This window comes from Staphylococcus sp. HGB0015 (assembly GCF_000411275.1).
GTDB lineage: Bacteria > Bacillota > Bacilli > Staphylococcales > Staphylococcaceae > Staphylococcus > Staphylococcus schleiferi.
Genome location: NZ_KE150418.1, coordinates 780,178 through 806,701 on the forward strand (window position 1 = coordinate 780,178; position 26,524 = coordinate 806,701).

Annotated in this window: 28 protein-coding genes; 18 read left to right on the plus strand and 10 right to left on the minus strand. The window is 36.3% G+C overall.

Annotation, left to right across the window (positions count from 1 at the left end):
• Positions 1 to 377: 377 nt before the first annotated feature.
• A complete protein-coding gene (locus HMPREF1208_RS10025) occupies positions 378 to 905 on the minus strand; it encodes a hypothetical protein (protein ID WP_016426274.1) in 528 nt (175 codons plus the stop codon).
• 201 nt (positions 906 to 1,106) lie between these two features.
• Here HMPREF1208_RS10025 and HMPREF1208_RS10030 point away from each other — a divergent pair, with 201 nt between their 5' ends.
• The 3 genes from HMPREF1208_RS10030 to HMPREF1208_RS10040 all read left to right on the plus strand — a co-directional run bounded on the left by HMPREF1208_RS10030 (position 1,107) and on the right by HMPREF1208_RS10040 (position 2,806).
• Positions 1,107 to 2,042, plus strand: a complete 936-nt coding sequence (locus HMPREF1208_RS10030) for a bile acid:sodium symporter family protein (RefSeq protein ID WP_016426275.1) — start codon at positions 1,107 to 1,109, stop codon at positions 2,040 to 2,042.
• 177 nt (positions 2,043 to 2,219) lie between these two features.
• Positions 2,220 to 2,495, plus strand: coding sequence for a hypothetical protein (locus tag HMPREF1208_RS10035; RefSeq protein ID WP_016426276.1), 276 nt, complete (start codon positions 2,220 to 2,222; stop codon positions 2,493 to 2,495).
• 119 nt (positions 2,496 to 2,614) lie between these two features.
• A complete protein-coding gene (locus tag HMPREF1208_RS10040) occupies positions 2,615 to 2,806 on the plus strand; it encodes a hypothetical protein (RefSeq protein WP_016426277.1) in 192 nt (63 codons plus the stop codon).
• Positions 2,807 to 2,972: 166 nt separating this feature from the next.
• Here HMPREF1208_RS10040 and HMPREF1208_RS10045 read toward each other — a convergent pair whose 3' ends face one another.
• The 3 genes from HMPREF1208_RS10045 to HMPREF1208_RS10055 all read right to left on the minus strand — a co-directional run bounded on the left by HMPREF1208_RS10045 (position 2,973) and on the right by HMPREF1208_RS10055 (position 4,551).
• Positions 2,973 to 3,155, minus strand: coding sequence for a hypothetical protein (locus HMPREF1208_RS10045; protein WP_016426278.1), 183 nt, complete (start codon positions 3,153 to 3,155; stop codon positions 2,973 to 2,975).
• Position 3,156: 1 nt separating this feature from the next.
• A complete protein-coding gene (locus HMPREF1208_RS10050; RefSeq protein ID WP_016426279.1) occupies positions 3,157 to 3,495 on the minus strand; it encodes a hypothetical protein in 339 nt (112 codons plus the stop codon).
• 204 nt (positions 3,496 to 3,699) lie between these two features.
• Positions 3,700 to 4,551, minus strand: coding sequence for a formate/nitrite transporter family protein (locus HMPREF1208_RS10055; protein ID WP_016426280.1), 852 nt, complete (start codon positions 4,549 to 4,551; stop codon positions 3,700 to 3,702).
• Positions 4,552 to 4,870: 319 nt separating this feature from the next.
• Here HMPREF1208_RS10055 and HMPREF1208_RS10060 point away from each other — a divergent pair, with 319 nt between their 5' ends.
• Positions 4,871 to 6,259 carry an amino acid permease gene (locus HMPREF1208_RS10060; protein ID WP_016426281.1) on the plus strand — a complete coding sequence of 463 codons (1,389 nt, stop codon included), beginning with the start codon at positions 4,871 to 4,873 and terminating at the stop codon, positions 6,257 to 6,259.
• 111 nt (positions 6,260 to 6,370) lie between these two features.
• Here the strand turns inward: HMPREF1208_RS10060 and HMPREF1208_RS10065 are convergent, their stop codons facing one another.
• Positions 6,371 to 6,724, minus strand: coding sequence for a hypothetical protein (locus tag HMPREF1208_RS10065; RefSeq protein WP_016426282.1), 354 nt, complete (start codon positions 6,722 to 6,724; stop codon positions 6,371 to 6,373).
• Between the two features lie 144 nt (positions 6,725 to 6,868).
• Between HMPREF1208_RS10065 and HMPREF1208_RS10070 the strand changes: the two genes are divergently transcribed.
• Positions 6,869 to 7,585: a CPBP family intramembrane glutamic endopeptidase gene (locus HMPREF1208_RS10070; RefSeq protein ID WP_016426283.1), complete on the plus strand. Its 717-nt coding sequence runs from the start codon at positions 6,869 to 6,871 to the stop codon at positions 7,583 to 7,585.
• A gap of 170 nt (positions 7,586 to 7,755) precedes the next feature.
• Here the strand turns inward: HMPREF1208_RS10070 and HMPREF1208_RS10075 are convergent, their stop codons facing one another.
• Positions 7,756 to 8,457: a helix-turn-helix transcriptional regulator gene (locus HMPREF1208_RS10075; protein ID WP_016426284.1), complete on the minus strand. Its 702-nt coding sequence runs from the start codon at positions 8,455 to 8,457 to the stop codon at positions 7,756 to 7,758.
• Between the two features lie 413 nt (positions 8,458 to 8,870).
• On the opposite strand from HMPREF1208_RS10075, the gene HMPREF1208_RS10080 reads away from it, so the two are divergent.
• From HMPREF1208_RS10080 to HMPREF1208_RS10125, 10 genes are all read left to right on the plus strand, one after another.
• Positions 8,871 to 9,668 carry an inositol monophosphatase family protein gene (locus HMPREF1208_RS10080; protein WP_016426285.1) on the plus strand — a complete coding sequence of 266 codons (798 nt, stop codon included), beginning with the start codon at positions 8,871 to 8,873 and terminating at the stop codon, positions 9,666 to 9,668.
• 135 nt (positions 9,669 to 9,803) lie between these two features.
• Positions 9,804 to 10,730, plus strand: a complete 927-nt coding sequence (locus HMPREF1208_RS10085; protein ID WP_016426286.1) for an LCP family glycopolymer transferase — start codon at positions 9,804 to 9,806, stop codon at positions 10,728 to 10,730.
• Between the two features lie 435 nt (positions 10,731 to 11,165).
• Entirely contained in the window at positions 11,166 to 11,873 is a 708-nt protein-coding gene (locus HMPREF1208_RS10090; protein WP_016426287.1) for a DUF969 domain-containing protein, read from the plus strand.
• Positions 11,854 to 12,780, plus strand: a complete 927-nt coding sequence (locus HMPREF1208_RS10095; RefSeq protein ID WP_016426288.1) for a DUF979 domain-containing protein — start codon at positions 11,854 to 11,856, stop codon at positions 12,778 to 12,780. The genes HMPREF1208_RS10090 and HMPREF1208_RS10095 overlap by 20 nt, the downstream gene beginning before the upstream one ends.
• 17 nt (positions 12,781 to 12,797) lie before the next feature.
• Positions 12,798 to 13,439, plus strand: a complete 642-nt coding sequence (pcp, locus tag HMPREF1208_RS10100) for a pyroglutamyl-peptidase I (protein ID WP_016426289.1) — start codon at positions 12,798 to 12,800, stop codon at positions 13,437 to 13,439.
• Between the two features lie 244 nt (positions 13,440 to 13,683).
• Positions 13,684 to 16,620, plus strand: a complete 2,937-nt coding sequence (gene fdhF, locus HMPREF1208_RS10105; RefSeq protein WP_016426290.1) for a formate dehydrogenase subunit alpha — start codon at positions 13,684 to 13,686, stop codon at positions 16,618 to 16,620.
• The gene (locus HMPREF1208_RS10110; RefSeq protein ID WP_016426291.1) at positions 16,620 to 17,084 is read left to right on the plus strand and encodes a DUF1641 domain-containing protein; all 465 of its coding nucleotides are present in this window, start codon (positions 16,620 to 16,622) and stop codon (positions 17,082 to 17,084) included. The genes fdhF and HMPREF1208_RS10110 overlap by 1 nt, the downstream gene beginning before the upstream one ends.
• Positions 17,085 to 17,330: 246 nt before the next feature.
• On the plus strand, positions 17,331 to 17,573 hold the full coding sequence (locus HMPREF1208_RS10115; RefSeq protein ID WP_016426292.1) for a hypothetical protein: 243 nt from the start codon (positions 17,331 to 17,333) through the stop codon (positions 17,571 to 17,573).
• Between the two features lie 30 nt (positions 17,574 to 17,603).
• The gene (locus HMPREF1208_RS10120; protein ID WP_016426293.1) at positions 17,604 to 18,386 is read left to right on the plus strand and encodes an N-acetylglucosaminidase; all 783 of its coding nucleotides are present in this window, start codon (positions 17,604 to 17,606) and stop codon (positions 18,384 to 18,386) included.
• A 248-nt stretch (positions 18,387 to 18,634) separates the two neighbouring features.
• Positions 18,635 to 19,762 (plus strand): FAD-dependent monooxygenase, encoded by a 1,128-nt coding sequence (locus HMPREF1208_RS10125; protein WP_016426294.1) that lies wholly within the window; start codon positions 18,635 to 18,637, stop codon positions 19,760 to 19,762.
• A gap of 215 nt (positions 19,763 to 19,977) precedes the next feature.
• On the opposite strand, the gene HMPREF1208_RS10130 is transcribed toward HMPREF1208_RS10125, so the two are convergent.
• The 4 genes from HMPREF1208_RS10130 to HMPREF1208_RS10145 form a co-directional block, all read right to left on the minus strand.
• A complete protein-coding gene (locus HMPREF1208_RS10130) occupies positions 19,978 to 20,934 on the minus strand; it encodes a 2-hydroxyacid dehydrogenase family protein (protein ID WP_016426295.1) in 957 nt (318 codons plus the stop codon).
• Positions 20,935 to 20,997: 63 nt separating this feature from the next.
• A complete protein-coding gene (locus HMPREF1208_RS10135) occupies positions 20,998 to 21,312 on the minus strand; it encodes a DMT family transporter (protein WP_016426296.1) in 315 nt (104 codons plus the stop codon).
• A complete protein-coding gene (locus HMPREF1208_RS10140) occupies positions 21,309 to 21,635 on the minus strand; it encodes a DMT family transporter (RefSeq protein ID WP_016426297.1) in 327 nt (108 codons plus the stop codon). The genes HMPREF1208_RS10135 and HMPREF1208_RS10140 overlap by 4 nt, the downstream gene beginning before the upstream one ends.
• A gap of 334 nt (positions 21,636 to 21,969) precedes the next feature.
• Positions 21,970 to 22,530, minus strand: a complete 561-nt coding sequence (locus tag HMPREF1208_RS10145) for a CHAP domain-containing protein (RefSeq protein ID WP_016426298.1) — start codon at positions 22,528 to 22,530, stop codon at positions 21,970 to 21,972.
• Between the two features lie 701 nt (positions 22,531 to 23,231).
• On the opposite strand from HMPREF1208_RS10145, the gene HMPREF1208_RS10150 reads away from it, so the two are divergent.
• The 3 genes from HMPREF1208_RS10150 to HMPREF1208_RS10160 all read left to right on the plus strand — a co-directional run bounded on the left by HMPREF1208_RS10150 (position 23,232) and on the right by HMPREF1208_RS10160 (position 26,490).
• The gene (locus HMPREF1208_RS10150) at positions 23,232 to 24,308 is read left to right on the plus strand and encodes an NAD/NADP-dependent octopine/nopaline dehydrogenase family protein (protein ID WP_016426299.1); all 1,077 of its coding nucleotides are present in this window, start codon (positions 23,232 to 23,234) and stop codon (positions 24,306 to 24,308) included.
• 25 nt (positions 24,309 to 24,333) lie between these two features.
• Positions 24,334 to 25,725 carry a Na+/H+ antiporter NhaC gene (gene nhaC / locus HMPREF1208_RS10155; protein ID WP_016426300.1) on the plus strand — a complete coding sequence of 464 codons (1,392 nt, stop codon included), beginning with the start codon at positions 24,334 to 24,336 and terminating at the stop codon, positions 25,723 to 25,725.
• 261 nt (positions 25,726 to 25,986) lie between these two features.
• On the plus strand, positions 25,987 to 26,490 hold the full coding sequence (locus HMPREF1208_RS10160; RefSeq protein ID WP_016426301.1) for a hypothetical protein: 504 nt from the start codon (positions 25,987 to 25,989) through the stop codon (positions 26,488 to 26,490).
• Positions 26,491 to 26,524: the final 34 nt, after the last annotated feature.

Below are 26,524 nucleotides of genomic sequence, written 5' to 3' on the forward strand. Positions count from 1 at the left end.
TTACCTCTAATAACTACATCTTCTTCAACTTTAGTGATTTTAATATTATTATCTTTAATTTTTAGTAACTTTAATATATCATTACACATAGGCGCAATATGTCTCCTTTATTTTTGGTTTAGTCACTTAAAATTATAGAGGCATTTGCGCTATTTTTGTACAAAAAAGCAGGATGACTTATGTCATCCCACCATAAAAAATGAAGAACCTTAAAATAACGAAAAATGCTCGAAATATGCATCGGTCTATATTCCGCTGTGCACAATTCGAGCGAGTCTATATGAGGCGGGGCAGAAATCAATTTCTGCCCCGCTAAATTTATGAACAGATGTTTTATTGTGAGTGGTTTCATATCGAGCACATATCATTATACCGCACTAAGAAATACGAGATTGACGATAACAACGAGCAGGTGCGCTTGCTTGGCAAATATCAATATGACGCGTTGCTAACGTAGCAATGAGTTGACAAAGCACTTCTGGCGTTGTTGTGACTTTCAGTTTGTCTTTTGCAAAGCTATAGTGAATACGTTTGTTTTGAAAGACATTTAAAATATCAATGACTTTATCTTTAATAAAAGGATCATTCAATCCATCAATGTGTAATTCAAATCGATTTTCTTCACGAGGTCGGAGTTGAAGGGGCTCCATTAATTCGAGTAATGATAGAGGCACGATTTGATAGATACGATAATGGTGAAAGCTGATAAAACTGATGACATAAGGAAGCGCACGCTTAGGAATTTGAATCTTAAGCATGTGCTTTTGTTGATGCTTAATCCATTCAGTATGAATGACGACTTGGAGGTTAGCTTGACGTAGTAACTTCAACAATTTACGTCGCGCCATACGATGGTGCATTTGATCTATATTTAAAATAAAAGTTTCTAGTTTATCAATAATCATTGCAATTCCTCATTTAAATTTTTCTCATATCTATTGTAGCATGATAAATTTTTGAAATCAGTAAGACTATAGATGTAAAAATAAAATGTATTGGACGATATTGATTCGTTATTTTAGTTGGATAAGTGTAAAAAAGAGGTTGTGAGCTATCTATAATTATGCTAATATTCAGATTATTATAACAATTAAGGAGTGAAGCCCATGTTACAACGTATTGGCCAATTTGCATCTCGAACATTTTTATTTTGGATGTTACTGGCAAGTCTACTCGCATTTTTTGTTCCCAGCATTTTTATAGGTTTTGGAGGCATCATTCCTTATTTATTAGGTGTTGTTATGTTAGGGATGGGATTGACCGTTAGTTTGGATGATTTTAAGCTCATTTTAAAAGAACCCATACCCGTGATTATCGGCGTATTTTTGCAATATACGATTATGCCATTTGCTGCATACGCCGTTGTAAAATGGTTTCATCTACCCGCTGATATCGCCATCGGTGTCTTACTCGTCGGCTGTTGTCCAGGCGGAACATCGAGCAATGTTGTCAGTTATCTCGCTAAAGGGAATGTGTCGTTATCCGTTACGATTACTTCAATCTCAACAATTTTAGCGGCTATTTTGACACCTGTTCTGATGTTTCTACTTGCTCGGGAATGGATGAATGTTTCATTACTTGCAATGTTTCTTTCAGTTGTAAAAGTTGTCTTATTTCCATTGCTTTTAGGTATTCTTATTCAAAAATATATGAAGCGTGTTGCACATGTAGGGACGGACATTTTACCTCTCATTTCTGTTGTTGCGATTTCTATTATTTTAGGTGCGGTGGTCGCTTCTAGTAAAGCTTTGATTGTGGAAACAGGGATACTCATCTTTGTTGTCGTCATCTTACATAATGTGCTCGGTTATACAATTGGTTATGCTTTAGCACATCTTTTTAAACTTAATTATAAAGATAAAAAGACAGTAGCAATCGAAGTCGGAATGCAAAATTCTGGATTAGCTGCCTCACTGGCAACGGTTCATTTTAATCCATTAGCTGCAGTACCAGGAGCGGTATTTAGTTTTATTCATTTAGTGACAGGCCCATTACTTGCACGTTATTGGGCGGCTAGAGCAAAGGAAGATTTGGAGTTATAAATCAAGGAGAAGCACTTGTCTCAACCATAAGAAAGATGTCCAACAATTGAACGAATCAGAACAAAACTTTTTTAGCTTAGCAATAACTTTAGTAAAGCATATTTTACTTTTTTGTTAGGTTGTGCGAAAATATGATTTGAATATATCGAAAAGTAGGCTAGGAAAGGTTGTGAAACGATGGTCAAAGTCCTTCAAAATTATTTTATAACGCTCACTGTATTATTAATGATGTTGTTATTATCTGTTGGGTTTATTGCTCAGTTTCAAAATGGCTTCGTGTTGGTCTTATCAATGACAGTGACATTAACAGTGATCAATTTTGCGATTGAGTCATGGTTACTGAGAGCAGCTTTGCCACCAGCAAAAGTCCATTTGATTCAGTCTCTTGTGTTTCCTTTGTCCATCGTTATCATGGGAATCATTTCTTTTATCATTTTACCTGCCGTCTCTTAAGAAAATAAGGGCGGCTCGTTTTTTTAGTTAAACGGTATAGGCTAAGATACAATGGCATGGTAAGATAAAAACGCACATGGATATCGTGCTAAAACGATAGCGATACAGGAGTGTAAATTATGAGTTTAGAGGCAATCTTGTTCTTTATAGTTGGACCACTCATTATTTTAGTAGGTAACTTGGTGCTTGCACCACGTTTTCAAAAACATATTCCGATACGTGTTCATGTACTTTCGGGCATTGTTGGTCTTATGATTTATGCGGTATTTGCCACTGTAATCTACTATTTCTTTTTACAAGGGAAAATTTAATAATGATTTTATAACAATCTGAGTCAAATGGCTCAGTTATAAGTGAACCCGAGTCTTTCGTGATTTGACGAAAAGCTCGGGTTTAATAATATACGATGATATTAAAAGCATTGTTGTTATCATTTTTTCTGTTTTGACGCGTTTCAAACAGTGTCCAACTGATGCATTAAGTCAACAAAATGGTAGCTGTAATAATTAATACTAATAGTATAGCGTCCACACCAACCATTAATTGGTAACGTATATTTTGATTACCTTCTTTAGATGTTTTGTAAAGCATGTAAACATTTGGTACAAAGCTCAATAGCAAAATGCCAATAATAATAAATCCAATCGTTTGTGTCGACATCTCAATCTCTCCTTTTCATACGATAACGAATCCATCCAACCGCAATACCCAGTACAATACCTATCAAACAGCCAATGAGCGGCTGATTAAAAAGCATGCCTGCTAAGAGTCCAATAATGAGACCAATCAGTAAAGGAGGGCCAAAAAGTTGTTTTCGTTCATCTGAACTTAAAATACTGAATGTCAAAATATATAAGACTGCAAATACGACAGCAACCATGATAGATTTAGTTGCTAATGCTACGGGCGAAATGCCATGTTGATTGACATTGATGACAAAGAAAAAAACACCTAAAAGTAAAGCGATAATCAGTCCTTTGATGATGCGTGCTTTGTCCATAATCTAACTCCTTGTGCAATGAATTGATACCATTATAACACGAAAAGTTTTGAACGTCGGCTCGCTTGAAAGACATTCAGTTTTGTTCGAGTCAAGGTGAACGGCTCGCTTTTTAAGAGATGAAACCAATATTAGTTTTGTGCTATACGACACGACTGAATCAAAATATTGAAATAAGTTTTGAGACTGAGTTTATAGCTGCCATTATTCGATATTGTCATTCACTTGTTGATTTTTAATCACTTTAAATTGACCATGATCATTTAAATAGGCATAGAAGAGTCCAATAATTAAACCACCGCCGATATAATTACCGATAAAGGCAGCAACTAAGTTTTTTAATACATGGAAAATATGAAATGCCTCTGTTTGATAAATAAAGCTAGCAACGAATAGACATGCATTATAAACAACGTGTTCGTAACCCATAAAAGCGAAAATCGTTACACCAAACATCATGACAAACATTTTAGCCATAACGTCTTCAATTTGCATTGCAATGACAAGTGAGATATTAATAAAAAAGTTGGCGAAAATAGCACGAACCAGTATGTTTTGAAAACTGTATTGAATGGATTTTACTTGAACCGTATGATTAAGCATTTCAAGCATTTCTACTGTCATGACATCTGTCAGTGAAATTAAGCCAAATAACACAATCGCTCCTAAAATATTTCCTAGGAAACAAAGGAAAAAGATTTTTAACACACGCGAAGGTCGAATAAGATGGTAATAGAGTCCAACTGTAAAATACATAAAATTACTCGTTAATAATTCTGAATTTGTAAATAGAATTAAAACAAGGGCGAAGCTAAAGGTAATGGCACCTGCCATATTGACCACACCAGGTGCGACATCAGGTGTAAAAGTTGTTTTTACCATTAAAACGAATACTGCAATAATGCTAATAATAAATCCTGCCATCATGGCTCTTAATAAATAGCGCCTCAGATAAAAGCTTTGTAAAATATCTTTCTTTTGAATCGTGTCAATGATGTTTGATACCCACTTGCGACCGTAGAAGATTGTATCCCATTTTATGTTTGTTTCTTTCATGTGTTAGAAATTCCTTTCTTCAATTTTCTACCATAGTATAAACATTTCATAACAAAATGCGAATACATTCACAATAAGGGGTTGTGTCAATATTTCAACAACTTTTGGCAATCCAAAAAGATGTGAACATATATGTTTAGAAATTGAGTTATATTTCAAACTTCAATTTGTTGCAATTTTTTTAAAGTATTATATTTCTTTAAAACAAAGATAAATAGGGTGATAATTTTTTCTCCACAGCAATCTCAATTGTAGTATAATAGCGACATGCACGGTGCAACATCATTTTATAAGTAGGGGTTAAAAGGAGATGGAAGCAATGGAAGAAAACCAGTTACACAGAGGTCTGAGTTCACGACAGATTCAAATGATTGCGCTAGGTGGTACAATTGGCGTCGGATTATTTATGGGCGCTTCGAGCACAATTGCTTGGACGGGGCCATCTGTTATTTTTGCATATTTACTTGCGGGATTATTTTTGTTTTTAATTATGCGTGCAATGGGTGAGATGGTCTATTTAGATCCATCTACCGGATCATTTGCGAATTATGCAACAGATTACATCCATCCAGTTGCAGGTTATGTCACTGCATGGGCGAATATCTTTCAATGGATAGTAGTAGGTATGTCTGAAGTAATTGCAGTCGGTGAATATATGAAGTTTTGGTGGCCAGAATTGCCATCATGGATTCCAGGTATTATTGTAATTGTTATTTTAACTGTAGCGAATGCCGTATCTGTAAAAGCATTTGGTGAGTTTGAATTTTGGTTTGCGATGATTAAAATCGTCACAATTATATTAATGATTATTGCCGGATTTGGATTGATTTTCTTCGGATTAGGGAACGGAGGACATCCAATCGGTTTAAGTAATTTAACTGCACACGGTGGCTTTATGCCAAATGGTTGGTTAGGTTTCTTCTTTGCTTTATCAATTGTTATCGGTTCTTATCAAGGGGTTGAATTAATCGGTATTACAGCAGGAGAAACGAAAGATCCACAAAAGAATATTAAAAAGGCTGTCAACGGCGTCATTTGGCGTATTTTAATTTTCTATATCGGTGCTATTTTTGTGATTGTCACTGTGTATCCTTGGGACGAGTTACATGATATTGGTAGTCCATTTGTCGCAACATTTGCAAAAGTTGGGATTACCATTGCAGCAGGGTTAATCAACTTTGTCGTTATTACAGCTGCGATGTCAGGATGTAATTCAGGTATTTTTAGCTCAAGCCGAATGATTTTTACACTTGCACAACATCGACAACTACCAGCGATTTTTACAAAAGTTATGAGAAATGGTGTGCCTTTCTATACGGTATTAGCCGTGTCTACAGGGATACTCATTGGTGTCATTTTAAATGTTGTATTACCTATGATTATTAAAGGATCAGAGGGTATTTTTGTATATGTTTACAGTGCTTCAATTTTACCAGGTATGATTCCATGGTTTATGATTTTATTGAGTCATATACAATTTAGAAAGAAATATCCGGAAAAAATCGAAAATCATCCTTTTAAAATGCCATTTGCGCCTGTAAGTAACTATTTAACAATCGCATTCTTATTAATGGTATTAGTAGGTATGGTAATTAATGATGAAACACGTGTATCTGTGATTATCGGTTTCTTATTCTTAGGATTTATGGCTGTATTTTTCTTTTTACGCGGTTATCATAAACGTGATAAAGAAGAATTGAAATTGTAAGAGTGAGACAAAATCGGTATAAAAAATCAAATATTCAACTCGGTATCAATACTGAGTTCTTGTTTAGAAGTGAGGTCCTTTGAAGAGGTCTCGCTTCTTTTTGTAATGGGGTTAGTAATCACAATGTGAAATATTAAAATGGGCTGCAGCTTGATTAATCACGTGAAGGTACCCGTTATTTACGCGTCTTTGACTGCCAAAATCGATGAGAACGAGTGGATTATGGTAGAGATTGTGTAAACATGCATAATATATCTCATAACTATATGTTGTCGGTAAGATAATATCATCAGGATGAGGGAGGCTTTCAAATAAGCGTGTCACTTTATTTTGAAGTGTTGTTAACAAGACGTTGGCTTCGTCTGGATCTTTTTGATAGATAAGATCAAAATTTAAAACTATTTTTTGCAAGGCTACAAGATTTTTGAACGCTTGCATACTATTGGGTATATCCCTTTGAATCATAGTTGCCTTCCTTTCATTAAATATTATATAGTATAACATGATGCTAATAATTTTATATGGCTTTTATAAAAATGTAATTTTAAAAATGGAATTGTCATATGAGTAAAGCAAAAATTTAAATGATTGCGGTAGAAAGGATTCAAAATGTCAAAATATAGTTGGAAAGCCATCGCATGGCGAGACTTATGGTTAATCCCTATTTTATTTGTGACAACACTCTTTTTTGGGTTTACAGTTTCATTGGCGATAATGTTGCTTTTTGGAATAAATAAAGATGAATTTTTCAATGATATTTATATAGATGTATCGGAAGTAATTTCTTCAATACTTGCATATCTTACAGTGATAATGAGTTTTTATTTATTACATCGAAAAGAGATGAAACAGCGATTCAGAAGAAGTGTTCAAGGCGTCAAACAGTACGGATTATGGATAGTGGGGACATATATTGTAACTTTGATATTATTATACGGCTACAATTATGTATTTCATTTTATACCCGAACGTTATCAATATGATACGACACAAAATGAACTAGCATTAGATGCATTAATGGATATTCCAGCACTTCTGCCCTTTAACTTTTTATTGATTGTAATAATAGGCCCTATTCTTGAAGAAATATTCTTTAGACATCTTTTAATTGGTGAGTTAGGTAAGAAGCTTAATTTTAATGTGATGGCGGTTGTTTCAGTAATTCTATTTGCAGCAATTCACGTGACTGGTGCAGCTTCTCCTTTTGAAATCGTGGATTACCTTATTATTTCAATCCCGCTTGTCTTTTTATATATGAAGAGTGGTCGTAATTTAGGTGTCTCTATTGCATTTCACATGTTAAACAATTTGATTAGCTTTTTCTAATAGAGACAGCTTCATTGTACATTGTTATTCGTAAATGAAGGGTATACATTGAGTCATGTTATGTCTCAATGTATACCAGTTATCGCCGACACACAAAAGTGAAATTCTAATATGACGACATCTTGTAAATTTATAAAAAACCAATGCTTCCAGTTAAGAAACATTGGTTTTTATTGTACGTTGTTTTTATTTAAATATTGATCATAATTTTTGAGTGTAATATCGTTTGTTTTAATCGATTTATGGAATGAATAAGAAATATCTTCAATCGTTGATAAATCAATATAACGTGTGTAGCCACCACCAATTTGATACACTACAGCTTGCCAGCGATGGCGTTGTGCGATTAAACCAATAAAGATGACATTTTCAAAATGATGTTGGCCATTTGTGTCGACTTTATAATCGACTCCCATCACTTTACGCTCTTGACAATAAATTAAAATGTCATCAAAGTGGGGCGGATTTTTATCTATTGGAGGGGCTTCATATAAAATATATTCATCAAGTTGGCGTAATGAACGTCGAATTGTTGTATTAGGTTGACGTAAAATCTTTTGGATGAGTGCTGATGTTTCTTTTGAATAAGGTAACATAGATTGTGACTGGCTTTCTCTTAAAATCATATAAAGCGCATGAAGTTCATGATCATTAATTTCTAACTGATGCTGTTGTTGTTTAGATTGTAATTGGTAGCCGCCGTGTTTACCTGCACGTGCTAAAATTTGAACTCCATTTTTTTCAAGTTCATGCATATCACGTAGAATCGTACGTTTCGAAACATTTAATGCTTGTGCGAGTTCTTGTGCAGTCATGTGTTGCTGTTGTTGTATTAATGCTATTAGTTTATTTTGTCGTGTTTCTTTATTCATAAAAAATCACTCCAATCAACTCACCATAGTTATTAATATTATATCATAATTATAAGATAAATATAGCGCAACGTATATTTTGTGCAATACGACTACAAAAGTGATATTTGTAAATAAAAATAATAAAAAACTTGTAGAAAACGCTTACATTTTATTGGTGGATATGTTATATTGTAATTAGCTACAGGGGGATGGTACACAGCATATTCAAAAAGGGGTAGCTATCGTGATTGATAGTAAAGTTTGAAAATGATAGGTTGTACTTATTCTAGTTTAACATCTTCAATATTTATTACTTACTTTCCTTTCTATGCCGGTTGGTTAAATCCAACCGGTTTTCTTTTCGTATTTAACTGTTTCATTAAAGCGACTTTATGTATAATGAAGATGACTTTGAAAAGGAGTGATTCATCATGTCGACGATAAAGACATTGCGAGAAATAGATCAGCAAGTACAGAGATGGATTTCTGAAATGCGGCGTGAACTTCCACAACTGATACAACATATGAAAACGGATACGAAATCCAACCGTTTTGATTTAGTGACGAATGTAGATCGCACAATCGAATCACGTTTCGAACAGTTTTTGAAATCTCAATTTCCGAATCATCAATTATATGGCGAAGAAGCCCACCATCAAACTGAACAATTAAAAGAAGGGCATACGTGGTTGATTGACCCTATTGATGGAACGGCCAACTTAGTCAAGCAACAAGATGATTTTTGTATGATTATAGGTTATTTTGTCGACGGTATACCACAATTATCTTATATATATGATTACCCTAGGGAAAAGCTGTATCGCGCTATCAAAGGGGAGGGTGCCTATTTAAATGAAGAAAAAATTGAGCCACCTACGTCAATGGCTATCGAAGACACAATCCTTTCATTTAATAACAAAGTTTTAAATGAACCCACGATTCAGCGACTATTAAATGAATCATTTGGCTATCGTCTTATTGGTTCTTGTGGTTTAGATTCAGCCCGAGTCATAATGGGACAATTCGGTGCTCACATACATACGAATGCCAAACCTTGGGATATTGGTGCACAGTTTTTATTTGCTGAAGTGTTAGGACTGAAAATGACAGATTTTAATCGTCAGCCGATTGATTTTACAACAGGTGGTCAATATATTATTAGTAATCCTGGATGCTACGATGCGGTTTTAAATATTTTGAATAGTGACGGCGGTTACAAAAAATCATAGTTGCGTCTAAAGCCCGATTGATAGTCACTCGATTTGAGATACAATGCTATATGATATTACTAAATTGAAAGCAGAATTGACCATTATAAACGAGAAAGAAGTGATTATTTGGAATATAGACGAGCTAAAAAACGCATGAACCCAATTATGAAGGGGGTGCTGTGGTTTGTTGGAATTCTCTTAGTATTAGCCATCATAGCCATTGCCTATCTTGCGTTTAAAATATTTGCAGTAGGTGGCGCCATTCACAATCCATTAGATAGAAATCATTCAGAGCTACGTTCAGGTAAAGTAGACTTAAGTAAGGGTGAGCCTTTCTCTATCGCATTATTTGGTGTAGACTCAGATGCTAAACGTGAAACCGAGGGAATTGGTAAAAGAAGCGATACGATTATGTTACTTTCCGTAAATCCGAGTAAGAAAACAACGCAATTGATTAGTATTCCTCGTGATACGCAAGCTGAAATTGTAGGAAGAGGAACCACTGAAAAGATTAATCACGCATACGCTTATGGTGGTCCCAATATGGCGGTTAAGTCTTTAGAAAAACTTATGAATGTGCCGATTGACCATTATGCGACAATTGATATGGACGGCTTGAAAGATATGATAGATACACTTGATGGTATTAATGTCGTTAGCAATGCCACTTTCAAAGCAGAAGGCCATTCTTTTACAAAAGGTCAGAAAGTTCATTTAGATGGAGAAACTGCGATGGCTTTCATACGTAGCCGTAAAGAAGAAGGTGCGGGTGGAGATTTCGGTCGACAAGAGCGCCAACAACTTGTTTTACAAGGTATTGCAGATAAACTGACAAGTGTTTCATCTATCACTAATTTTAATTCATTGATGGATCAAATAAGTAAAAATGTTAAAACAGATTTAACGATTGGAGAATTAAATCAAATTCGAAGTCAATATAGCGATGCCAATGACCATGTGAAACGTCATCAACTCGATGGTTCAGGTGGTATCCAAAGTGATGGACTTTATTACTTCGTGCCTGATGATGGTCAAAAACAATCATTAGCACAAATGTACAAAGAAAATCTAGGTTTATAGTTAAATATGAAAAGGTGGGAAAACGATTTAATATCGTTCTCCCGCCTTTTTATTGTGCATTTGACCTAATGGGCTATGAAAAAAGATGATGAGGAAAAATTGAAACGTGTAGATGACGCTCATGAATCGAAATGGAGATTTGTTCACTGTTGACAAGGTGTGTAGTTGGTTTCGCTAATTACATATCTATGTCAATTTTTAGCTGAAACAATAAAATCGACAATTTTAAGGAAAGTAGCGTTTCTAACAGAACGTTCATTGAAATAAAAAGGGGGCACGGAGTAAAATAAAAGACATATGCAAGAAAAATTTGATTTGAAGCCATGCGCTTCTTTCTTTATTCGGTTGACTGTGATTTAAAAGTAAACAGTGAACGACCTGTGTTACAACAACGAAAGAAATGTGCATCAGTGGCTTTATTGAAGGAGGTTTATTATGGAATGGCTTAAACTTATTGGTATTGTCATTATCGTATTAGGATTTTATTTTAAGTGGGATACAATCGGAACGGTGCTGATTGCTGCTGTTGCGACAGGTCTCGTCTCGAATATGGGCTTGATTGAAATCCTTGATACATTAGGAAAAGCATTCGTAGATAATCGTATGGTGTCGCTATTTATCCTTACTTTACCGATGGTGGGGATGGTAGAACGATTTGGTTTAAAGACACAAGCGACAAGACTTATTAATAAAGTACAAGGGGTGACCTCTGGCAGAATTATGTCCATCTATTTATTAATTCGAGAAATAGCGGGTCTCGCATCTATTCGTATTGGGGGGCATCCTCAATTTGTACGGCCACTGATGAATCCGATGGTACAAGCTGCAGCAAAAACGAAATATCAGCGAGATTTAGAGCCAGAAGATGAGGAAAAATTGAAAGCTCATATTTCTGCAATGGAAAATTATGGTAACTTTTTCGGTCAAAACCTATTCGTTGGTGCATCGGGTGTACTATTAATTGTAGCGACGTTTAAGTCTCTTGATATGCATGTGACCGCAATTCAAATTGCTTTATATTCCGCACCAATTGCGATAGCCACTTTAATTATAGGTGTCATTCAAAATAAGTTGTTTGATCGTAAATTAGAGCGTAAATATGGTGTGAAAGGGGAGACGCGTCATGAGTCAACACACGATTAACCAAATTTTAGAAATCTTTTATATTTTAATTGGACTACAGTTTATTTACACAGCGTGGCGTGTATATCGCAATCCACACAATCAAAAACGTATAGGGACAGCTTTATTTTGGTGTCTATTAGGTGCATTGTTTATGGTAGGGCCATACATACCCAACTGGTTAAATGGGAGTCTCGTTTTATTCATGGGATTGTTGACGATAACGAAAAATGTGCGTGTCGGTCAAGTTGTAGAAGTCGAACATCGAGAAGAAACAGAAGGTGCGACGCGCTTTGGTAATCGCTTATTTATCCCTGCACTTGTATTGGCAGTCGTAGCGATTGTGATATCTACTTGGACGCCGTTGGGTGGTGCTATTGGCATTGGGGCTTCTTCAGTGATTGCGATTATTGTTGCTTATCTGGTATTGCGGCCAAAAGCTAAAATTGGTTTATATGACAGTGATCGACTCGTGCAACAAATTGGAACTGTTGGGATTTTACCACAATTTCTTGCAGCACTAGGGATACTATTTACTGTCAGTGGTGTAGGTACGACGATTTCTAAAGGGATTTCTAGCTTTTTACCTGAAGGGAATCCATTGATTGGTGTGACAGCTTATATATTAGGAATGGTGTTATTTACTATGTTAATGGGGAATGCATTTGCGGCATTCACAGTCATTACTGCAAGTATTGGTGTGCCTTTCGTCATGGCAATTGGTGGAGATCCTGTAGTCGCGGGTGCGCTGGCAATGACAGGCGGTTTTTGTGGTACTTTAATTACACCGATGGCGGCGAACTTCAATACATTACCCGTCGCATTATTAGAAATGAAAGATGAGCTTGCGGTCATCAAAGCTCAAATACCGATGGCACTCATCTTAATTTTAGTTCATATCATTTTTATGTATACATTCGCATTTTAAAAGAGGAGGTTTTATCAATGAACGTTTTAGTTACTGCATTCGATCCATTTGGCGGAGAATCGATCAATCCGGCATTACAAGCGGTTCAAAAATTACCTGATACAATAGAAGGCCATCAAGTTGATAAGCTGGAAATTCCGACTGTTTTTCATAAAAGTATGGCTGTTATCAAAGAAAAGTTAGAACAAACACACTATGATGTTGTGATTGCAGTCGGTCAAGCAGGAGGACGTTTTGAAATTACGCCTGAACGTGTTGCGATTAACGTAGATGATGCGCGAATCGCGGATAATGAAGGGCAGCAACCGATTGATCAGCCGATTCAAGAAGATGGGGCACCTGCTTATTTTGCGACACTTCCTGTCAAACGCATAGTGGAAGCAATTCGCGCTGAAGGAATTCCGTCAAGTTTATCAAACAGTGCAGGTACATTTGTTTGTAACCACATTATGTATCAATTAGCTTATGCGGCAGAGCGTGATTATCCAGGCTTAAAAACAGGTTTTATTCATGTTCCTTTCACACCTAAGCAAGTCATTAATAAGCCAGGACAACCGTCTATGTCTGTTGATATGATGGTTCAAGGGTTAGAAGCGGCAATCAAAGTGTGTCTTAACTATGATTCAGATATTCAAACTGTACACGGGACAACACATTAAAATACAACGTTAAAGATAGGTTATGCGACGACAAGTGAGGATTATTTCAAAATTGTCAGTCGTTTTACCTATCTTTTTTATTTGTTGTAAAAAATGATGATAAAGATACATATTTAAGCACATAAATATTTTTTAGTGGCATTTTCATAAATAGTTAACATTTTCTTATGAAGGGTATAAAATAAAAGTAACTAAGTATGTGGGGGCATCTTAGGAAAGATAAAAATATAATGGAGGGGATATCATGCAAGAGCATCTGGTAGTCACTTTAGATGGTAAAGATTATCTTGTAGAACCGGGCAAAAACTTACTTGAGCTGATTAAAGAACAAGACACGTTTGTACCTTCGATTTGTTATAATCCATCGTTAGGCCCTATACAAACGTGTGACACATGTACTGTTGAAATTGATGGTGAAATTGCACGTGCATGTGGCACAACGATTAATCGCTCAATGGTCGTTAATACAACGAATCAATGTGTTCAAGACAGCCAAAAAGAAGCATTAGATCGTATTTTAGAGAAACACCAATTATACTGTACGGTATGTGATTATAATAATGGAAATTGTGAAATCCATAATACAATGGACGAATGGGGATTGGAACATCAATCTTACGAATATAAGCCGAAACCGTATGAAGTCGATTTCGGTCCTTTTTATAGATATGACCCAAACCAATGTATACTATGTGGTCGATGCGTAGAAGTCTGTCAAGACGTACAAGTAAATGAAACCCTTTCTATTGATTGGGAACGTGAACAACCTCGTGTTATTTGGGATAATGATGTTTCTATTAATGATTCATCATGTGTCGGTTGTGGTCAATGTGCCACTGTTTGTCCTTGTAATGCGATGATGGAAAATAACATGGTAGGCAATGCCGGTTATATGACGGACATTGAGCCAGGCACATTGGCATCCATGATTGATTTAACTAAAAAAGCTGAAACTGGGTACGGTCCATTATTCGCTGTATCCGACTCGGAAGCGGCAATGCGTGAAGAACGGATTAAAAAGACTAAAACCGTTTGTACATATTGTGGCGTAGGATGTAGTTTTGAAGTATGGACAAAAGACCGCGAAATCTTAAAAGTACAACCGTCTCACGATTCACCTGCGAATAAAATATCGTCATGTGTGAAAGGGAAGTTCGGTTGGGATTATGTGAATTCTGAAGAACGATTAACGAAACCGTTGATTCGTCGGAATAATCAATTTGAAGAAGTAGAGTGGGATGAAGCCATTGCTTATGTTGCTAAACGTATGCAAGAAGTTAAAGATAACTATGGTCCAGATGCACTCACATTTATTTCTTCTTCAAAAGCTACTAATGAAGAATCTTATTTAATGCAAAAATTAGCGCGCCAAGTCATTGGCACGAATAATATTGATAACTGTTCAAGATACTGCCAAGCACCTGCAACGAAAGGTTTATTCCGTACAGTAGGGCACGGTGGTGACTCTGGTTCAATAGAAGATATCGGTAATGCAGAAATGGTAATCACTGTTGGTACAAATACAGCTGAGGCCCACCCTGTCATTGCGTCACGCATTAAGCGTTCGCATAAACTGTTTGGTCAAAAATTGCACGTTTTCGATATTCGTAAGCATGAAATGGCCCAACGTGCGGATGAATTTTACCAACCTCATCCGGGTACAGATTTAGTTTGGCTTTCTGCGGTAACGAAATATATTATTGACCAAGGTTGGCATGATAAAGCCTTCATTACGCAATGGGTAGATCATTTTGATGATTATTATCAATCACTTGAGCCTTATACAATGGAATTTGCTGAAGAGACGACAGGTATTGCGAAAGAACGCTTAATTCAGCTTGCAAAAGAGATTGTCAGTGTCAATACTGTAGCGATTTGTTGGGCTATGGGTGTTACACAACAGGAAACAGGTTCTGATACAAGTACTGCGATTTCTAACTTGTTACTTGCAACAGGTAATTATATGAAACCAGGCGCAGGTTCTTATCCTTTAAGAGGACACAATAACGTCCAAGGTTGTTCTGACTTTGGTAGTATGCCGGATAAACTACCAGGCTATGAAGGTGTAAAAGACGATGCAGCACGACGCCGTTATGAAGCGCGATGGGGTGTCACTTTGCCAAGTGAACCAGGTTATGACAACCACCAAATGATGGATCATATTCATGCAGGTGACGTGCATAGCATGTTTATTTTAGGTGAAGATACAGGAATTGTAGATTCCAACATTAACTATGTTCAAGCTGCATTAGAAAAAGTAGATTTCTTAGTTGTACAGGATGAGTTTTTAACATTCACAGCTGAATATGCAGATGTTGTTTTACCGGCGAGTCCATCTTTAGAAAAAGAAGGTACCTTTACTAATACAGAGCGTCGTTTCCAACGTTTATACCAAGTACTTGAACCATTAGGTGATTCGAAACCAGACTGGCAAATTACGCAACTAATTGCGAAAGAAATGGGATTTGATTGGGGTTACCAACATCCTTCAGAAATTATGGATGAGGCGTCTGATTTAGCACCTATGTTTGCAGGTGTGAAATACCATCGCTTAGAAGGCTATAACAGTTTACAATGGCCAGTTGAAGCAGATGGTACAGATTCACCGTTATTATTTACGGAACGTTTTAATTTTGATAATGGTAAAGCTAAATTTTATCCACTTGATTTCAATAATTTCTATAAAACAAATGAACTTTATGATTTACATGTCAATAATGGTCGTTTATTAGAACACTTCCATGAAGGAAATATGACTTATAAAGTTCCGGGCTTACAATACAAAATGCCAACAACATTTGTTGAAATATCACCTCAATTAGCCGAAGAAAGAGACATTCATGAAGGCGCTGCGGTTAAATTGATTTCTGAAACAGGTGAAGCAACAGTTCACGTCCATGTGACAAATCGCGTGAAAGGTAAGCAAATTTATCTACCATTAAACGATAATAGTCGAGGTGCAATTAATTACTTAACAAGTAGTGTCACGGATCCTGAAACGCATACTCCTGCATATAAATCAACATGTTGTCGCATGGAAGTATTAAGTCAGCGCGGTAAATCACCACTTAATCCAACGAACTTCCGAAACCAAACACGACATCCACAATACAGTGTACGTGTCGATAAAAAATGGGCAAGACCTGACTATGTCTTCCCAGGGGATCAGGTGATGAAGTAATGGCTGAAAGAATATCTAAGATTAAACGTATACAAAAAAGTGAAGCAGAAATCAAAGCAGAGCGACTCACTGAAGTGACGGATGCCATTGCAGAAAATAAAGACAGCATTTTAAAAGCGATTGAGTTAGTCCGTGCATTAGATGAGGCGAAGATTTTAGATGCGGCAAAAGGTGCGGTTAAACAACGAGGTGTCATTGCTGAAAAATTGACAAATGAGTTAAACAAAGATCAATACAGCGGTGTCATTCATAATATGGGACAAATGGTACTCATGTTAGGCGCGTTAGATCCTGAAGCATTGCGTGTCTTATTAAACAAAGTGAACAAAGGCTTACACGTTGCCAATCAAGCAAGCCCGAATGCTCGAACTTCGATTGCAGGGTTTATGCGCGTGTTAAAAGACGATGAAATGAATCAAAGTTTAACGTATTTTTTAAATATGCTTAAAGGAATGTCACGCTAAGTCGCGTATCTCGTATTGCATGCATTGAAAAAGTGTCTATTCTATGTAGACTTAAGTCAATAGCATTACGTATTATGCGTCAAAGATGATATATTGGGGTCATATGGGTTGAGATGTGATGATGTCTCAACCCATTTTCTCTATTATCGTCAATATCGCATAATAGAATTTGAGTTTGTCTTAAAGTGATGAGTCGCGATGAAGGAGGTTTCATGATAAAATAAAGCGGTGCGAAGAGGTGAAGAGATGGATACAAGAAATATAAAAATACTAGGCATTATTTCAAATGTTTTACTCGTGCTTGGCGTTTTAATGTTGTTATTTGTAAGTGCTTGGCTTGCTTTAATTTGTTTTATTGTTTCTTTAGGGTTAAGCCTTGTATTATTTAATATGCTATTTCATGGAAATCGAACACTTAAAATTGTCGTCAATGCCTCCTATTTTATCGTGCTCGTTATCGTGATATGCGTTATTTTTGTGACGAGATAGTGTTAAAACAAAAAGGAGTCTTTCAAAAATATGAAGCGGTTCATTAAAGAAAAACCATCACGTGCATTGCTGATTTTAATATTAACCATTTTTGCGATTTTATTACTGATGAATGAGACCTCACTATTTAAAAATGACAAAACACATACATTTTCAGAAGCCTATGACAAGCAAGTAAAAGGTGAGGCGTTACATACAAAATCAGAAGGCCATCAATTTGTTAAAGCGTCTCATCAAGACGTTAAAAACGCAATGGAAATTAAACGGAAAGACTCAGATTTGATGTATATGGATTTATCAGAAGCTGTTCAAATGTCTGAAAAAGAAGTCAATCAAATGCTAAAAGGAAAGGGTATTCTTGAAGGACAAGGAAAAGCGTTTCTAGATGCGCAAAATAAGTATGATGTGAATGTGATTTATTTGATTAGTCATGCGCAACTAGAGACTGGAGAAGGCAAATCTGAACTCGCGCAAGGTATTAAATCTGGAAAGAAAAAATATTTTAATTTCTTTGGTATTGGCGCTTTTGATAGCAACGCAGTTAAAACAGGTTCGAGTTACGCGCAAAAAGCAAATTGGACAACACCCCGTCAGGCGATTATGGGTGGCGCCAAGTTTGTGAGGCAAAACTATTTTGAGAACGGCCAATTGAATTTGTATCAAATGCGTTGGAATCCCAAACAACCCGCAACCCATCAATATGCAAGTGATATTGACTGGGCGCGAAAAATTGCAGACCGCATGTCTTTTTATTATGAACATTATGGGATTAAAAAGGATGATATCCGAAAAGACTTTTACCAAAAAGGATAAAATAGAGTTGAACAAATACAAGCGTTTCTTTATCAATTAAGCATGAGATGTGCGATTTGATAGAAACATCAATGTATTTGTTCTTTTTTATTCCATCTATGCTATACATTGAGATACAGTATCGACATATAAGCTTTGGAGAAAAGTGAACAGAGGCGCAAATATTAAAAATTAAACAAAGTGAGATAGGTGTCTGAGGCATTTTATGATACACTGATATTTGACTGTAAAGAACGAGGTGAATCATTATGAAGATTGGGATTATAGGTGCAGGCATTGGAGGTTTAACGGCAGCTGTATTGTTAAAAGAACAAGGCCATGACGTTCACCTATTTGAAAAAGAAGATGCATTAAGAGAAATAGGCGCAGGCATTGGTATCGGCGACAACGTCCTTGCCAAATTAGGCCATCATGATTTAGCGAAGGGCCTGAAAAATGCCGGACAAGTACTCCAACAAATGCGCGTTTTAGATACAAAAGGGACAGTTTTAAGTCAAGTGACTTTGTCTCAAAAATCAACGAATATCACATTATTACGACAAGATTTAATGGATTTAATCGCATCCTATGTCGATAAAAAAATACTGCATCTTAATCATGATGTCACTGCGGTTGAACGTGTAGCGGAAGGTGTGCGTATTCAATTCGACAATCATGAAGCAGTGACGGTCGATTTATGTATAGGTGCAGATGGCATCCACTCAAAAGTGAGAGACGCAGTACAGCCTAATGTGAAAGTCAATTATCAAGGTTATACGTGTTTCCGTGGTGTTGTAGAGGATATGAGTCAATTCGATCATATTGCGGAAGAATACTGGGATAAAAAAGGACGTTTCGGTATCGTACCATTATTAAATGGGCGTGCGTATTGGTTTGCGACTATTAACGCCAAAGAAAATGATGTAGCATACAAACATTTTAATAAGCCTTATTTACAAGCTTATTTTAATCACTTTCCAAACGCTGTTCGTCAAGTGCTCGATCATCAACCAGAGACGGAGATATTACACCACGATATTTATGATTTGAAACCACTCTCAACTTTCGTTTATCAAGAACGTGTTGTATTACTTGGAGATGCTGCACATGCGACGACGCCGAATATGGGACAAGGTGCAGGTCAAGCGATGGAAGATGCGATTGTCTTGGCTAATGTATTAAAACGTTTTTCAACATTAAGTGAGGCGCTTAAGCGTTATGACCGTTTGCGTGTTAAACATACGAAAAAAGTAATTAAGCGTTCGCGTCGAATCGGGCGTATCGCACAATATCAAAATAGTGGACTTATAGTATTGAGAAATCGCTGTATGAAAATGACTCCGGATCGATTTGTCACTGCACAAACACGATTTTTATATAAAGCAAAAAGTGAATAACAAAATAAAAGTGCAACCTTAAGTCACATTTTAAGTGAGACTTGCGGTAGTTTTTATAAAAAGCGGGGCAGAAAACGTATTGATTTCTGTCCCGCTCAGTTATCTTTTACAATTGTCGTTTTAATGATATACGTGTCAATTTGTTTGAGACACATCCCTTTTATATCAACATGTCTAATATCATATAAAAGGGTAAAAGAATCGTAGGATGTTAGTTATTCGTTAACGATGTAATCAGGTTTTTCACCTTTTGCTTTCTTTATCAAGTTATTCGCAACAATTTCAGCCATCATATCTCTTGCTTCGTATGTGGCATTACCAATATGAGGCGTAATTACGATATTATCTAACGATTTGAGACCTTCCGTAATTTCAGGTTCAAATTCATAGACGTCTAAAGCAGCCCCTTCGATTGTTTTATTTTGTAAAGCTTCAAGTAAAGCTTGCTCATGTACAATTGGACCTCGTGACGCATTAATTAAATAACTTGTTGGCTTCATCAGTTCTAGCTGTGCTTTATCGATCATATGGCGCATTGAAGGATTGTAGGCCGCATTGATAGTGACAAAGTCAGCCGTTTTGAGTAACGTTTCTAAGTCCACATATTGTGCGCCTAATTCTTTCTCTTTTTCAGGTTTTTGATGTGGTCCTGTATATAGAATTTCCATATCAAATCCTTTTGCACGTTGCGCTACGGCTGAACCAATTTCACCTAAGCCGATGATACCGATTTTTTTACCACTCACTTCGCGACCACGGAAAAAGAGGGGTGCCCAGCCGTCAAATCCTTCATGGCGCATTAATTGGTCGCCTTCTGGAATACGACGCGCGACAGCAAGTAAAATACCAAATGTCAATTCAGCAGTTGAACGTGTAGAAGCTTTAGGTGTATTTGAAACCCCAATGTTTTTAGAACGTGCATAATCGACATCCACATTATTAAAACCTGCACCGTAGTTGGCAATAAATTCTAATTCTGAGCCACTATCGATGACCTCTTGATCCACTTCTGTAGAAAGCAGACTCACAAGACCAAAGGCATCTTTAACGCCTGCTTTAAGTGTTTCTTTATCTATGATACCTTCACCTTCATACATCTCTACGTCAAAATGTGATTTGAGTAATTTTAGTCCTTCTTCTGGGATCGGACCCGCAATAAATACTTTTTTCATGAAATACTCCCACCTTTCACTTCTAGTATATGAAACCCCTTTCTATAATACAAGGATAGCTGTTTAGGTCAGCATACGTAAGCCAATTGCAGAAACAATAATTAGAGTAATAAAACATATTCTTAAGGCGTCTTTCGATTCATGATAAATCCACATGCCTAAAATTGTGCCCCCTGCAGTGCCTATGCCAGTCCATATCGCATAAGCAGTGCCCATCGGTATCGATGTCATCGCTAAAGATAAGCTAAATAAACTTAATGCAAATGTAACGGCAAGTAGTAGAACAAAGCGTTTTTGATGTGTTTGGGCGAATTGGTTCAACCAAAGCACACCTAACACTTCAAGTAATCCTGCAATTATTAAAGCAATCCAACTCATGTTTGTTCGTTCTCCTTATCTGAAGTTAACTTTAGACCAATGACGCCAGTTAAAAGCAATGCTATCAATAAGATTTTAACAAAGCTGACGGTCTCATCGAAAAAGAGCATCCCTACAGTGACTGTTCCCATTGTACCGAGTCCTACAAACACGGCATAAACCGTGCCCACTGGAAGGTGGTTTGAAGCAGAAACCATCATCCAAAAACTTAAGCCTATTAAAGCAATCGTCAAGATCCATTGATAAAAGTGGTGAGAATGGTTTAATCCAATAACCCAAACCACTTCCATCAGGACGGCAATAACAACTTTTGCCCATTGCATTTCAAACAACCTCCCTTTTTGCATATAGCCCTATGATATAAGAAGAGCAAACAAACGACAACCTCAAAAATTAGCATGATGTTTTTTTGAGGTGTGAGTAGATGTTCTTCTATGATTTAAGTGCCAATGAATAGGATTTAAAGAGGTTACTGCATGTTAAAGTTTTGACATCAGTTTAAATATTCGAGTCATTAACACGATGTATTCGTGCTTTAATAAAATAACTTTATTTCTATAACACAGCTGACATATGTAAAAAGGTCTAAAAAACATAAAAACCATAAAAACCATTGTGGACGTTTGAAGTCTACAATGGTTTTTATCAATTTTATTATTAGATGTGGATATAGTTGTAAGATGCCGCTTCTGAAGCTGAGATTGTACGTGAGCTGACACTGAATGGCCCACCGTTATAGTTCATTTCAGAAACAGTTACTGAACCGTCGTTATTCACAGATTCAACGTAAGCAACATGACCAAAAGGTCCATCGTTAGATTGTAAAATAGCGCCTTTTTCTGGGTTATGATCTACTTTGAATCCTGCAGCTGATGCTGAGCTTGCCCAGTTATTTGCATTGCCCCAAGTTGAACCAATTTTTCCGCCAACTTTGTCATATACATACCAAGTACATTGACCTGCTGTATAAAGATTGCCTGCACTTGTTACACCAGTAGCGTGTGTTGAAGTAGAAGTTGTTGTTGTATTTTGTCCATTAGATGAAGTTTGATTACTACTAGATTGATAATCGTAATTTGTACCGTTTGTATTGTAATTATAATTGTAAGAATAACTGTAGCTGTTTTCTGCAGCATCTGCTTGGTTGTGTTGTATTCCGACTAAAGCAGCACCCAAGCCTGCCGTTAATGTAGTTGTCGTAGCGATTTTTTTTAACATAATAAAAAGTCCTCCTCAATATTTCTCGTCTATTTGAATTGGTAAAGTTAATTAAGTTTTAAGGTGTTATAAAGAATGAATCGTTCGTTCAACGACAATGAACACTTTATCAGAAAATGTAGGGTCTGTGTGGAATGTTACAGTTTTGTAATTGAATTAAAAAGGCTTTGGGAAAATATGTAATCTTGTCATTTTAAATGAAATATCTTATAAAAACTGTCACTGTCAGTGATGCAGTCCTCCAAATATAAATATCAAGCGTAGGACTATTACAGACCTTGTAATATTAAAAACGGTTTTGTGAAAATCATCTATCCATAATCCAACTAGAGAAGCAAAATGATGTTAGCCCCCTCATTAGAAGTTATCGATTTACATGGGATGTTACTTAAATAAAGAAGTTTAATCTATTGTAAATATTAACGATTCATTAAAGGTAAGTCGATTTTTATTGGGATAATGTACGATGAAGCCTTGATAATAAAGGGATTACAACCAATGAAGTGGAGAAGCGGTTTGAAATTTCAAACATAATCATGGGGAAGATAGGGTATGAAGAATAAAGTAGATAGAAAATAAGTGAAATCATTGATAAAACTGTTTTCTTTTTAGCGTTGTTCTGTTACGATGCTTGATGAGTCACAAATATGTTGCTCAATGCTATGGAATTAAAAAAACAGTCGAGAAAGAAGGGTAAACATATGAAAATAGCGGTAGTAGGTTCAGGAAATGGTGCAGTTACAGCAGCTGTAGACATGGTTGATCAAGGACACGATGTCAAACTTTATTGTCGGAACCAATCTATTAATAAATTTGATAAAGCGATAGAGCAAGGCGGCTTTAATTTTTACAATGAAGGTAAAGAAAGTTTTGTAAACTTTACAAATATCAGTGATGACATGGCGTATGTTTTAGAGGACGCTGAAATTGTAATGTTATGTATTCCGTCTTCATTTATTGAGTATTATGCTGAATTGATGGCGTCGTATACTAAAGATGATCAAATTATCTTCTTTAATATGGCTGCTGCAATGGGATCAGCGCGCTTTATGAAAGTATTAGAAGAATATCATTTAGATGTATCGCCAGTATTTGCAGAAGCGAATACGTTAACGTATGGGACACGTGTTGACTTTTCAACAGCCAGTGTCGATTTATCTTTAAATGTGCGTAAAGTTTATTTCTCTACTTTTGATAAAGATGACTTAGCTGAGACATTTAAAAAAGTGGAACAAATTTATCCATATATTGTTAAAGAAGAGAGCTTGTGGCGTACAAACTTAGAAAATGGGAATCCAGAAGTACACCCAGGTCCTACGTTATTAAATGTCGGACGTATTGACTACAGCGGTGATTTTGCCCTTTATAAAGAAGGAATCACAAATCATACTGTACGCTTGCTGCATGCGGTTGAAGTTGAAAGATTAACACTCGGTCGTAAACTGGGCTTTGAATTAGAAACAGCTAAAGAAGCACGTATAGAACGGGGTTATTTAGAGCGAGAAATGGAAGATGAGCCACTTAACAAGCTCTTTAACCACAGTCCTGTTTTTTCACGAATCCCAGGACCGAATAAAGTCAATAACCGTTATTTAACAGAAGATATCGCATATGGATTGGTGCTTTGGTCAAGTTTAGGTCGCGAAATCGGTGTCCCAACGCCAAACATAGACGCCATTATTGTGATTGCTTCTACTATTTTAGAACGTGATTTCTTTAATGAAGGGTTAACAATTGAATATTTAGGGAGAGAGAAAGTCGGTCTGATTTCTTACTAAGCGAACAAAGGGGAGCGTGTTGTGTATGAAAAGGAAACCAACTTTAATTGAGTCACTATCAACCATCGTCGTAATGATGATTGTCGTCTGTGTCGGTTTTATTGTGTTTAAAATACCGGTACAGCCTTTACTGATTATTTCAGCTGCGTATGCCTCATGGATTGCATGGCGTGTTGGTTTACGTTGGAAAGACCTTGAAGAAGGCATTACAGATCGTTTATCGACAGCAATGCCCGCAATTTTTATCATCCTATCTGTAGGGATTATTGTAGGGACGTGGATGTATTCTGGAACGGTACCTGCACTAATATACTATGGTTTGAAATTTTTAAGTCCGAGTTACTTTTTAGTCTCAGCATTTTTAATTTCAGCGATTTGTTCAGTTGCAACAGGAACAGCATGGGGTTCTGCATCTACGGCCGGTATTGCATTAATGGCAATTGCTTTAAACATGGATATTCCAGCTGGTATGGCAGCAGGTGCAATTATTTCAGGTGCTGTGTTCGGAGATAAAATGTCACCACTCTCAGACACAACAAATCTGGCTGCTTTAGTTACACGTGTTAACATATTCAGTCATATCAAACATATGATTTGGACGACAGTACCTGCTTCAATTATCGGGTTAATTGTTTGGCATTTTGCGTCGAGTGGCTTTGCTGCTCAAGCTAAGGAAAGTCAAGTCAATGGTCTACTTAAAGATATCGAAGCGATGTACCATATTAATTTCTTCGTCTGGTTACCTTTAATCGCAATTGTCATTTGTTTAGTGGCTAAAATTTCAACTGTACCATCGATGCTCATTTCAAGTGTTGTTGCGATATTGGTCGGTTGGCTCGATCATGGTTTTAAATTGCAAAATGGTTTTATCGCAACTTTTAAAGGTTTTAGTAAAGATATGTTAGTCACGCAATCTGATTTATCTAAAAAGGCGATTACCTTAATTGAACAAGGTGGCATGATGAGTATGACGCAAATCATCGTCACGATATTTTGTGGTTATGCCTTTGCGGGTATTGTTGAAAAAGCAGGTTGTTTAGATGTCTTATTACATCGTATTTCAAAAAATGTCAATACAGTGGGTCAGTTGATTCTTGTCACGGTCATCGGTGGATTAATGATGGTATTAGCAGCCGGTGTTGCATCAGTTGTTATTATTATGGTTGGCGTACTGATGATGCAACTTTATGACAAGATGGGATTAGATCGTGTTAACTTGTCTCGAACACTGGAAGATTCAGGTACAATGATTATTCCGCTTATCCCTTGGGGCACATCAGGTATTTATTATACACAGCAGTTAGGTGTTGGTGTCGGTGAGTTCTTTATTTGGGCAGTCCCTTGTTATTTATGTGTCATGATTGCTGTATTTTATGGCTTTACAGGGATTGGCATTAAAAAGAAAGCACAAGCTTAACGGCCTTGATTACAATGAAACGTTGCCATGATATAACATAAAAATAAAATATAACAGTTAGAATTTATTCGAGGAGTGAAACAATGAAATCAGAACGATGACATTGTCGCTCCTTTTTTTGTAAATATATGGAAAGGGGACGTTAAAAAGAATGTGTTGCCTTTTTATAAAATGCAGTGTATATGTTATAAAAAATGAGCATGAAATATGTTTTAACTCTTGCAAAAAAGGAAATATATTAAATATAAATGAGGTGATTCCATGTTTTACTTAATAGTTCTTGTAGCGATGTTACTATTATGGTTTGGGATTCACCGATACATCAACCATGATGAACAACAATTAAAAAGTCCTTCAGTATTATTTTGGGTTATCAGCCTTATATTGTATTTTGTAGCGATTGTACTTTATAAGGCAGGTACCCTTAATTTGTATGAACGTCTCCATGAAGCCATTTTAATCACGCTATTTGGCTTGATTGTGGCATGGACGTATTCACATTTGTATCGGTCGATTGACACAATCGTATATACCATTATGATCGTCGTTTTGACGCTACTAATGGCATTTTCACGTATCCCAAGCCTTTTTGTCACTGGCTCCATATCATTAATGCTCATTGTTCGATTGTTATTAACAGCGGTGTTTGTAGGCATTGGTATTCACGTTGTTTACAAACAAATCAAAGCTAAAAACATGGAAAACTTTCCGCTGTTATATTTGTTTGCATTTGGATATTGGATTACGATTGCATATTGGTTATAAAAAAAGGTTTGGGCGATTGCACCCAAACCTTTTT

Bases quoted from the DNA above. Each gene is read 5' to 3' on its own strand.
- pcp (WP_016426289.1), top strand. From the start codon at position 12,798: ATGAACGTTTTAGTTACTGCATTCGATCCATTTGGCGGAGAATCGATC.
- HMPREF1208_RS10125 (WP_016426294.1), top strand. From the start codon at position 18,635: ATGAAGATTGGGATTATAGGTGCAGGCATTGGAGGTTTAACGGCAGCT.
- nhaC (WP_016426300.1), top strand. From the start codon at position 24,334: ATGAAAAGGAAACCAACTTTAATTGAGTCACTATCAACCATCGTCGTA.
- HMPREF1208_RS10085 (WP_016426286.1), top strand. From the start codon at position 9,804: ATGAACCCAATTATGAAGGGGGTGCTGTGGTTTGTTGGAATTCTCTTA.
- HMPREF1208_RS10035 (WP_016426276.1), top strand. From the start codon at position 2,220: ATGGTCAAAGTCCTTCAAAATTATTTTATAACGCTCACTGTATTATTA.
- HMPREF1208_RS10090 (WP_016426287.1), top strand. From the start codon at position 11,166: ATGGAATGGCTTAAACTTATTGGTATTGTCATTATCGTATTAGGATTT.
- HMPREF1208_RS10055 (WP_016426280.1), bottom strand. From the start codon at position 4,551: ATGAAAGAAACAAACATAAAATGGGATACAATCTTCTACGGTCGCAAG.
- HMPREF1208_RS10050 (WP_016426279.1), bottom strand. From the start codon at position 3,495: ATGGACAAAGCACGCATCATCAAAGGACTGATTATCGCTTTACTTTTA.
- HMPREF1208_RS10045 (WP_016426278.1), bottom strand. From the start codon at position 3,155: ATGTCGACACAAACGATTGGATTTATTATTATTGGCATTTTGCTATTG.
- HMPREF1208_RS10075 (WP_016426284.1), bottom strand. From the start codon at position 8,457: ATGAATAAAGAAACACGACAAAATAAACTAATAGCATTAATACAACAA.
- HMPREF1208_RS10120 (WP_016426293.1), top strand. From the start codon at position 17,604: ATGAAGCGGTTCATTAAAGAAAAACCATCACGTGCATTGCTGATTTTA.
- HMPREF1208_RS10040 (WP_016426277.1), top strand. From the start codon at position 2,615: ATGAGTTTAGAGGCAATCTTGTTCTTTATAGTTGGACCACTCATTATT.
- HMPREF1208_RS10025 (WP_016426274.1), bottom strand. From the start codon at position 905: ATGATTATTGATAAACTAGAAACTTTTATTTTAAATATAGATCAAATG.
- HMPREF1208_RS10135 (WP_016426296.1), bottom strand. From the start codon at position 21,312: ATGAGTTGGATTGCTTTAATAATTGCAGGATTACTTGAAGTGTTAGGT.
- fdhF (WP_016426290.1), top strand. From the start codon at position 13,684: ATGCAAGAGCATCTGGTAGTCACTTTAGATGGTAAAGATTATCTTGTA.
- HMPREF1208_RS10115 (WP_016426292.1), top strand. From the start codon at position 17,331: ATGGATACAAGAAATATAAAAATACTAGGCATTATTTCAAATGTTTTA.
- HMPREF1208_RS10080 (WP_016426285.1), top strand. From the start codon at position 8,871: ATGTCGACGATAAAGACATTGCGAGAAATAGATCAGCAAGTACAGAGA.
- HMPREF1208_RS10150 (WP_016426299.1), top strand. From the start codon at position 23,232: ATGAAAATAGCGGTAGTAGGTTCAGGAAATGGTGCAGTTACAGCAGCT.
- HMPREF1208_RS10160 (WP_016426301.1), top strand. From the start codon at position 25,987: ATGTTTTACTTAATAGTTCTTGTAGCGATGTTACTATTATGGTTTGGG.
- HMPREF1208_RS10145 (WP_016426298.1), bottom strand. From the start codon at position 22,530: ATGTTAAAAAAAATCGCTACGACAACTACATTAACGGCAGGCTTGGGT.
- HMPREF1208_RS10060 (WP_016426281.1), top strand. From the start codon at position 4,871: ATGGAAGAAAACCAGTTACACAGAGGTCTGAGTTCACGACAGATTCAA.
- HMPREF1208_RS10070 (WP_016426283.1), top strand. From the start codon at position 6,869: ATGTCAAAATATAGTTGGAAAGCCATCGCATGGCGAGACTTATGGTTA.
- HMPREF1208_RS10030 (WP_016426275.1), top strand. From the start codon at position 1,107: ATGTTACAACGTATTGGCCAATTTGCATCTCGAACATTTTTATTTTGG.
- HMPREF1208_RS10065 (WP_016426282.1), bottom strand. From the start codon at position 6,724: ATGATTCAAAGGGATATACCCAATAGTATGCAAGCGTTCAAAAATCTT.
- HMPREF1208_RS10110 (WP_016426291.1), top strand. From the start codon at position 16,620: ATGGCTGAAAGAATATCTAAGATTAAACGTATACAAAAAAGTGAAGCA.
- HMPREF1208_RS10140 (WP_016426297.1), bottom strand. From the start codon at position 21,635: ATGCAATGGGCAAAAGTTGTTATTGCCGTCCTGATGGAAGTGGTTTGG.
- HMPREF1208_RS10095 (WP_016426288.1), top strand. From the start codon at position 11,854: ATGAGTCAACACACGATTAACCAAATTTTAGAAATCTTTTATATTTTA.
- HMPREF1208_RS10130 (WP_016426295.1), bottom strand. From the start codon at position 20,934: ATGAAAAAAGTATTTATTGCGGGTCCGATCCCAGAAGAAGGACTAAAA.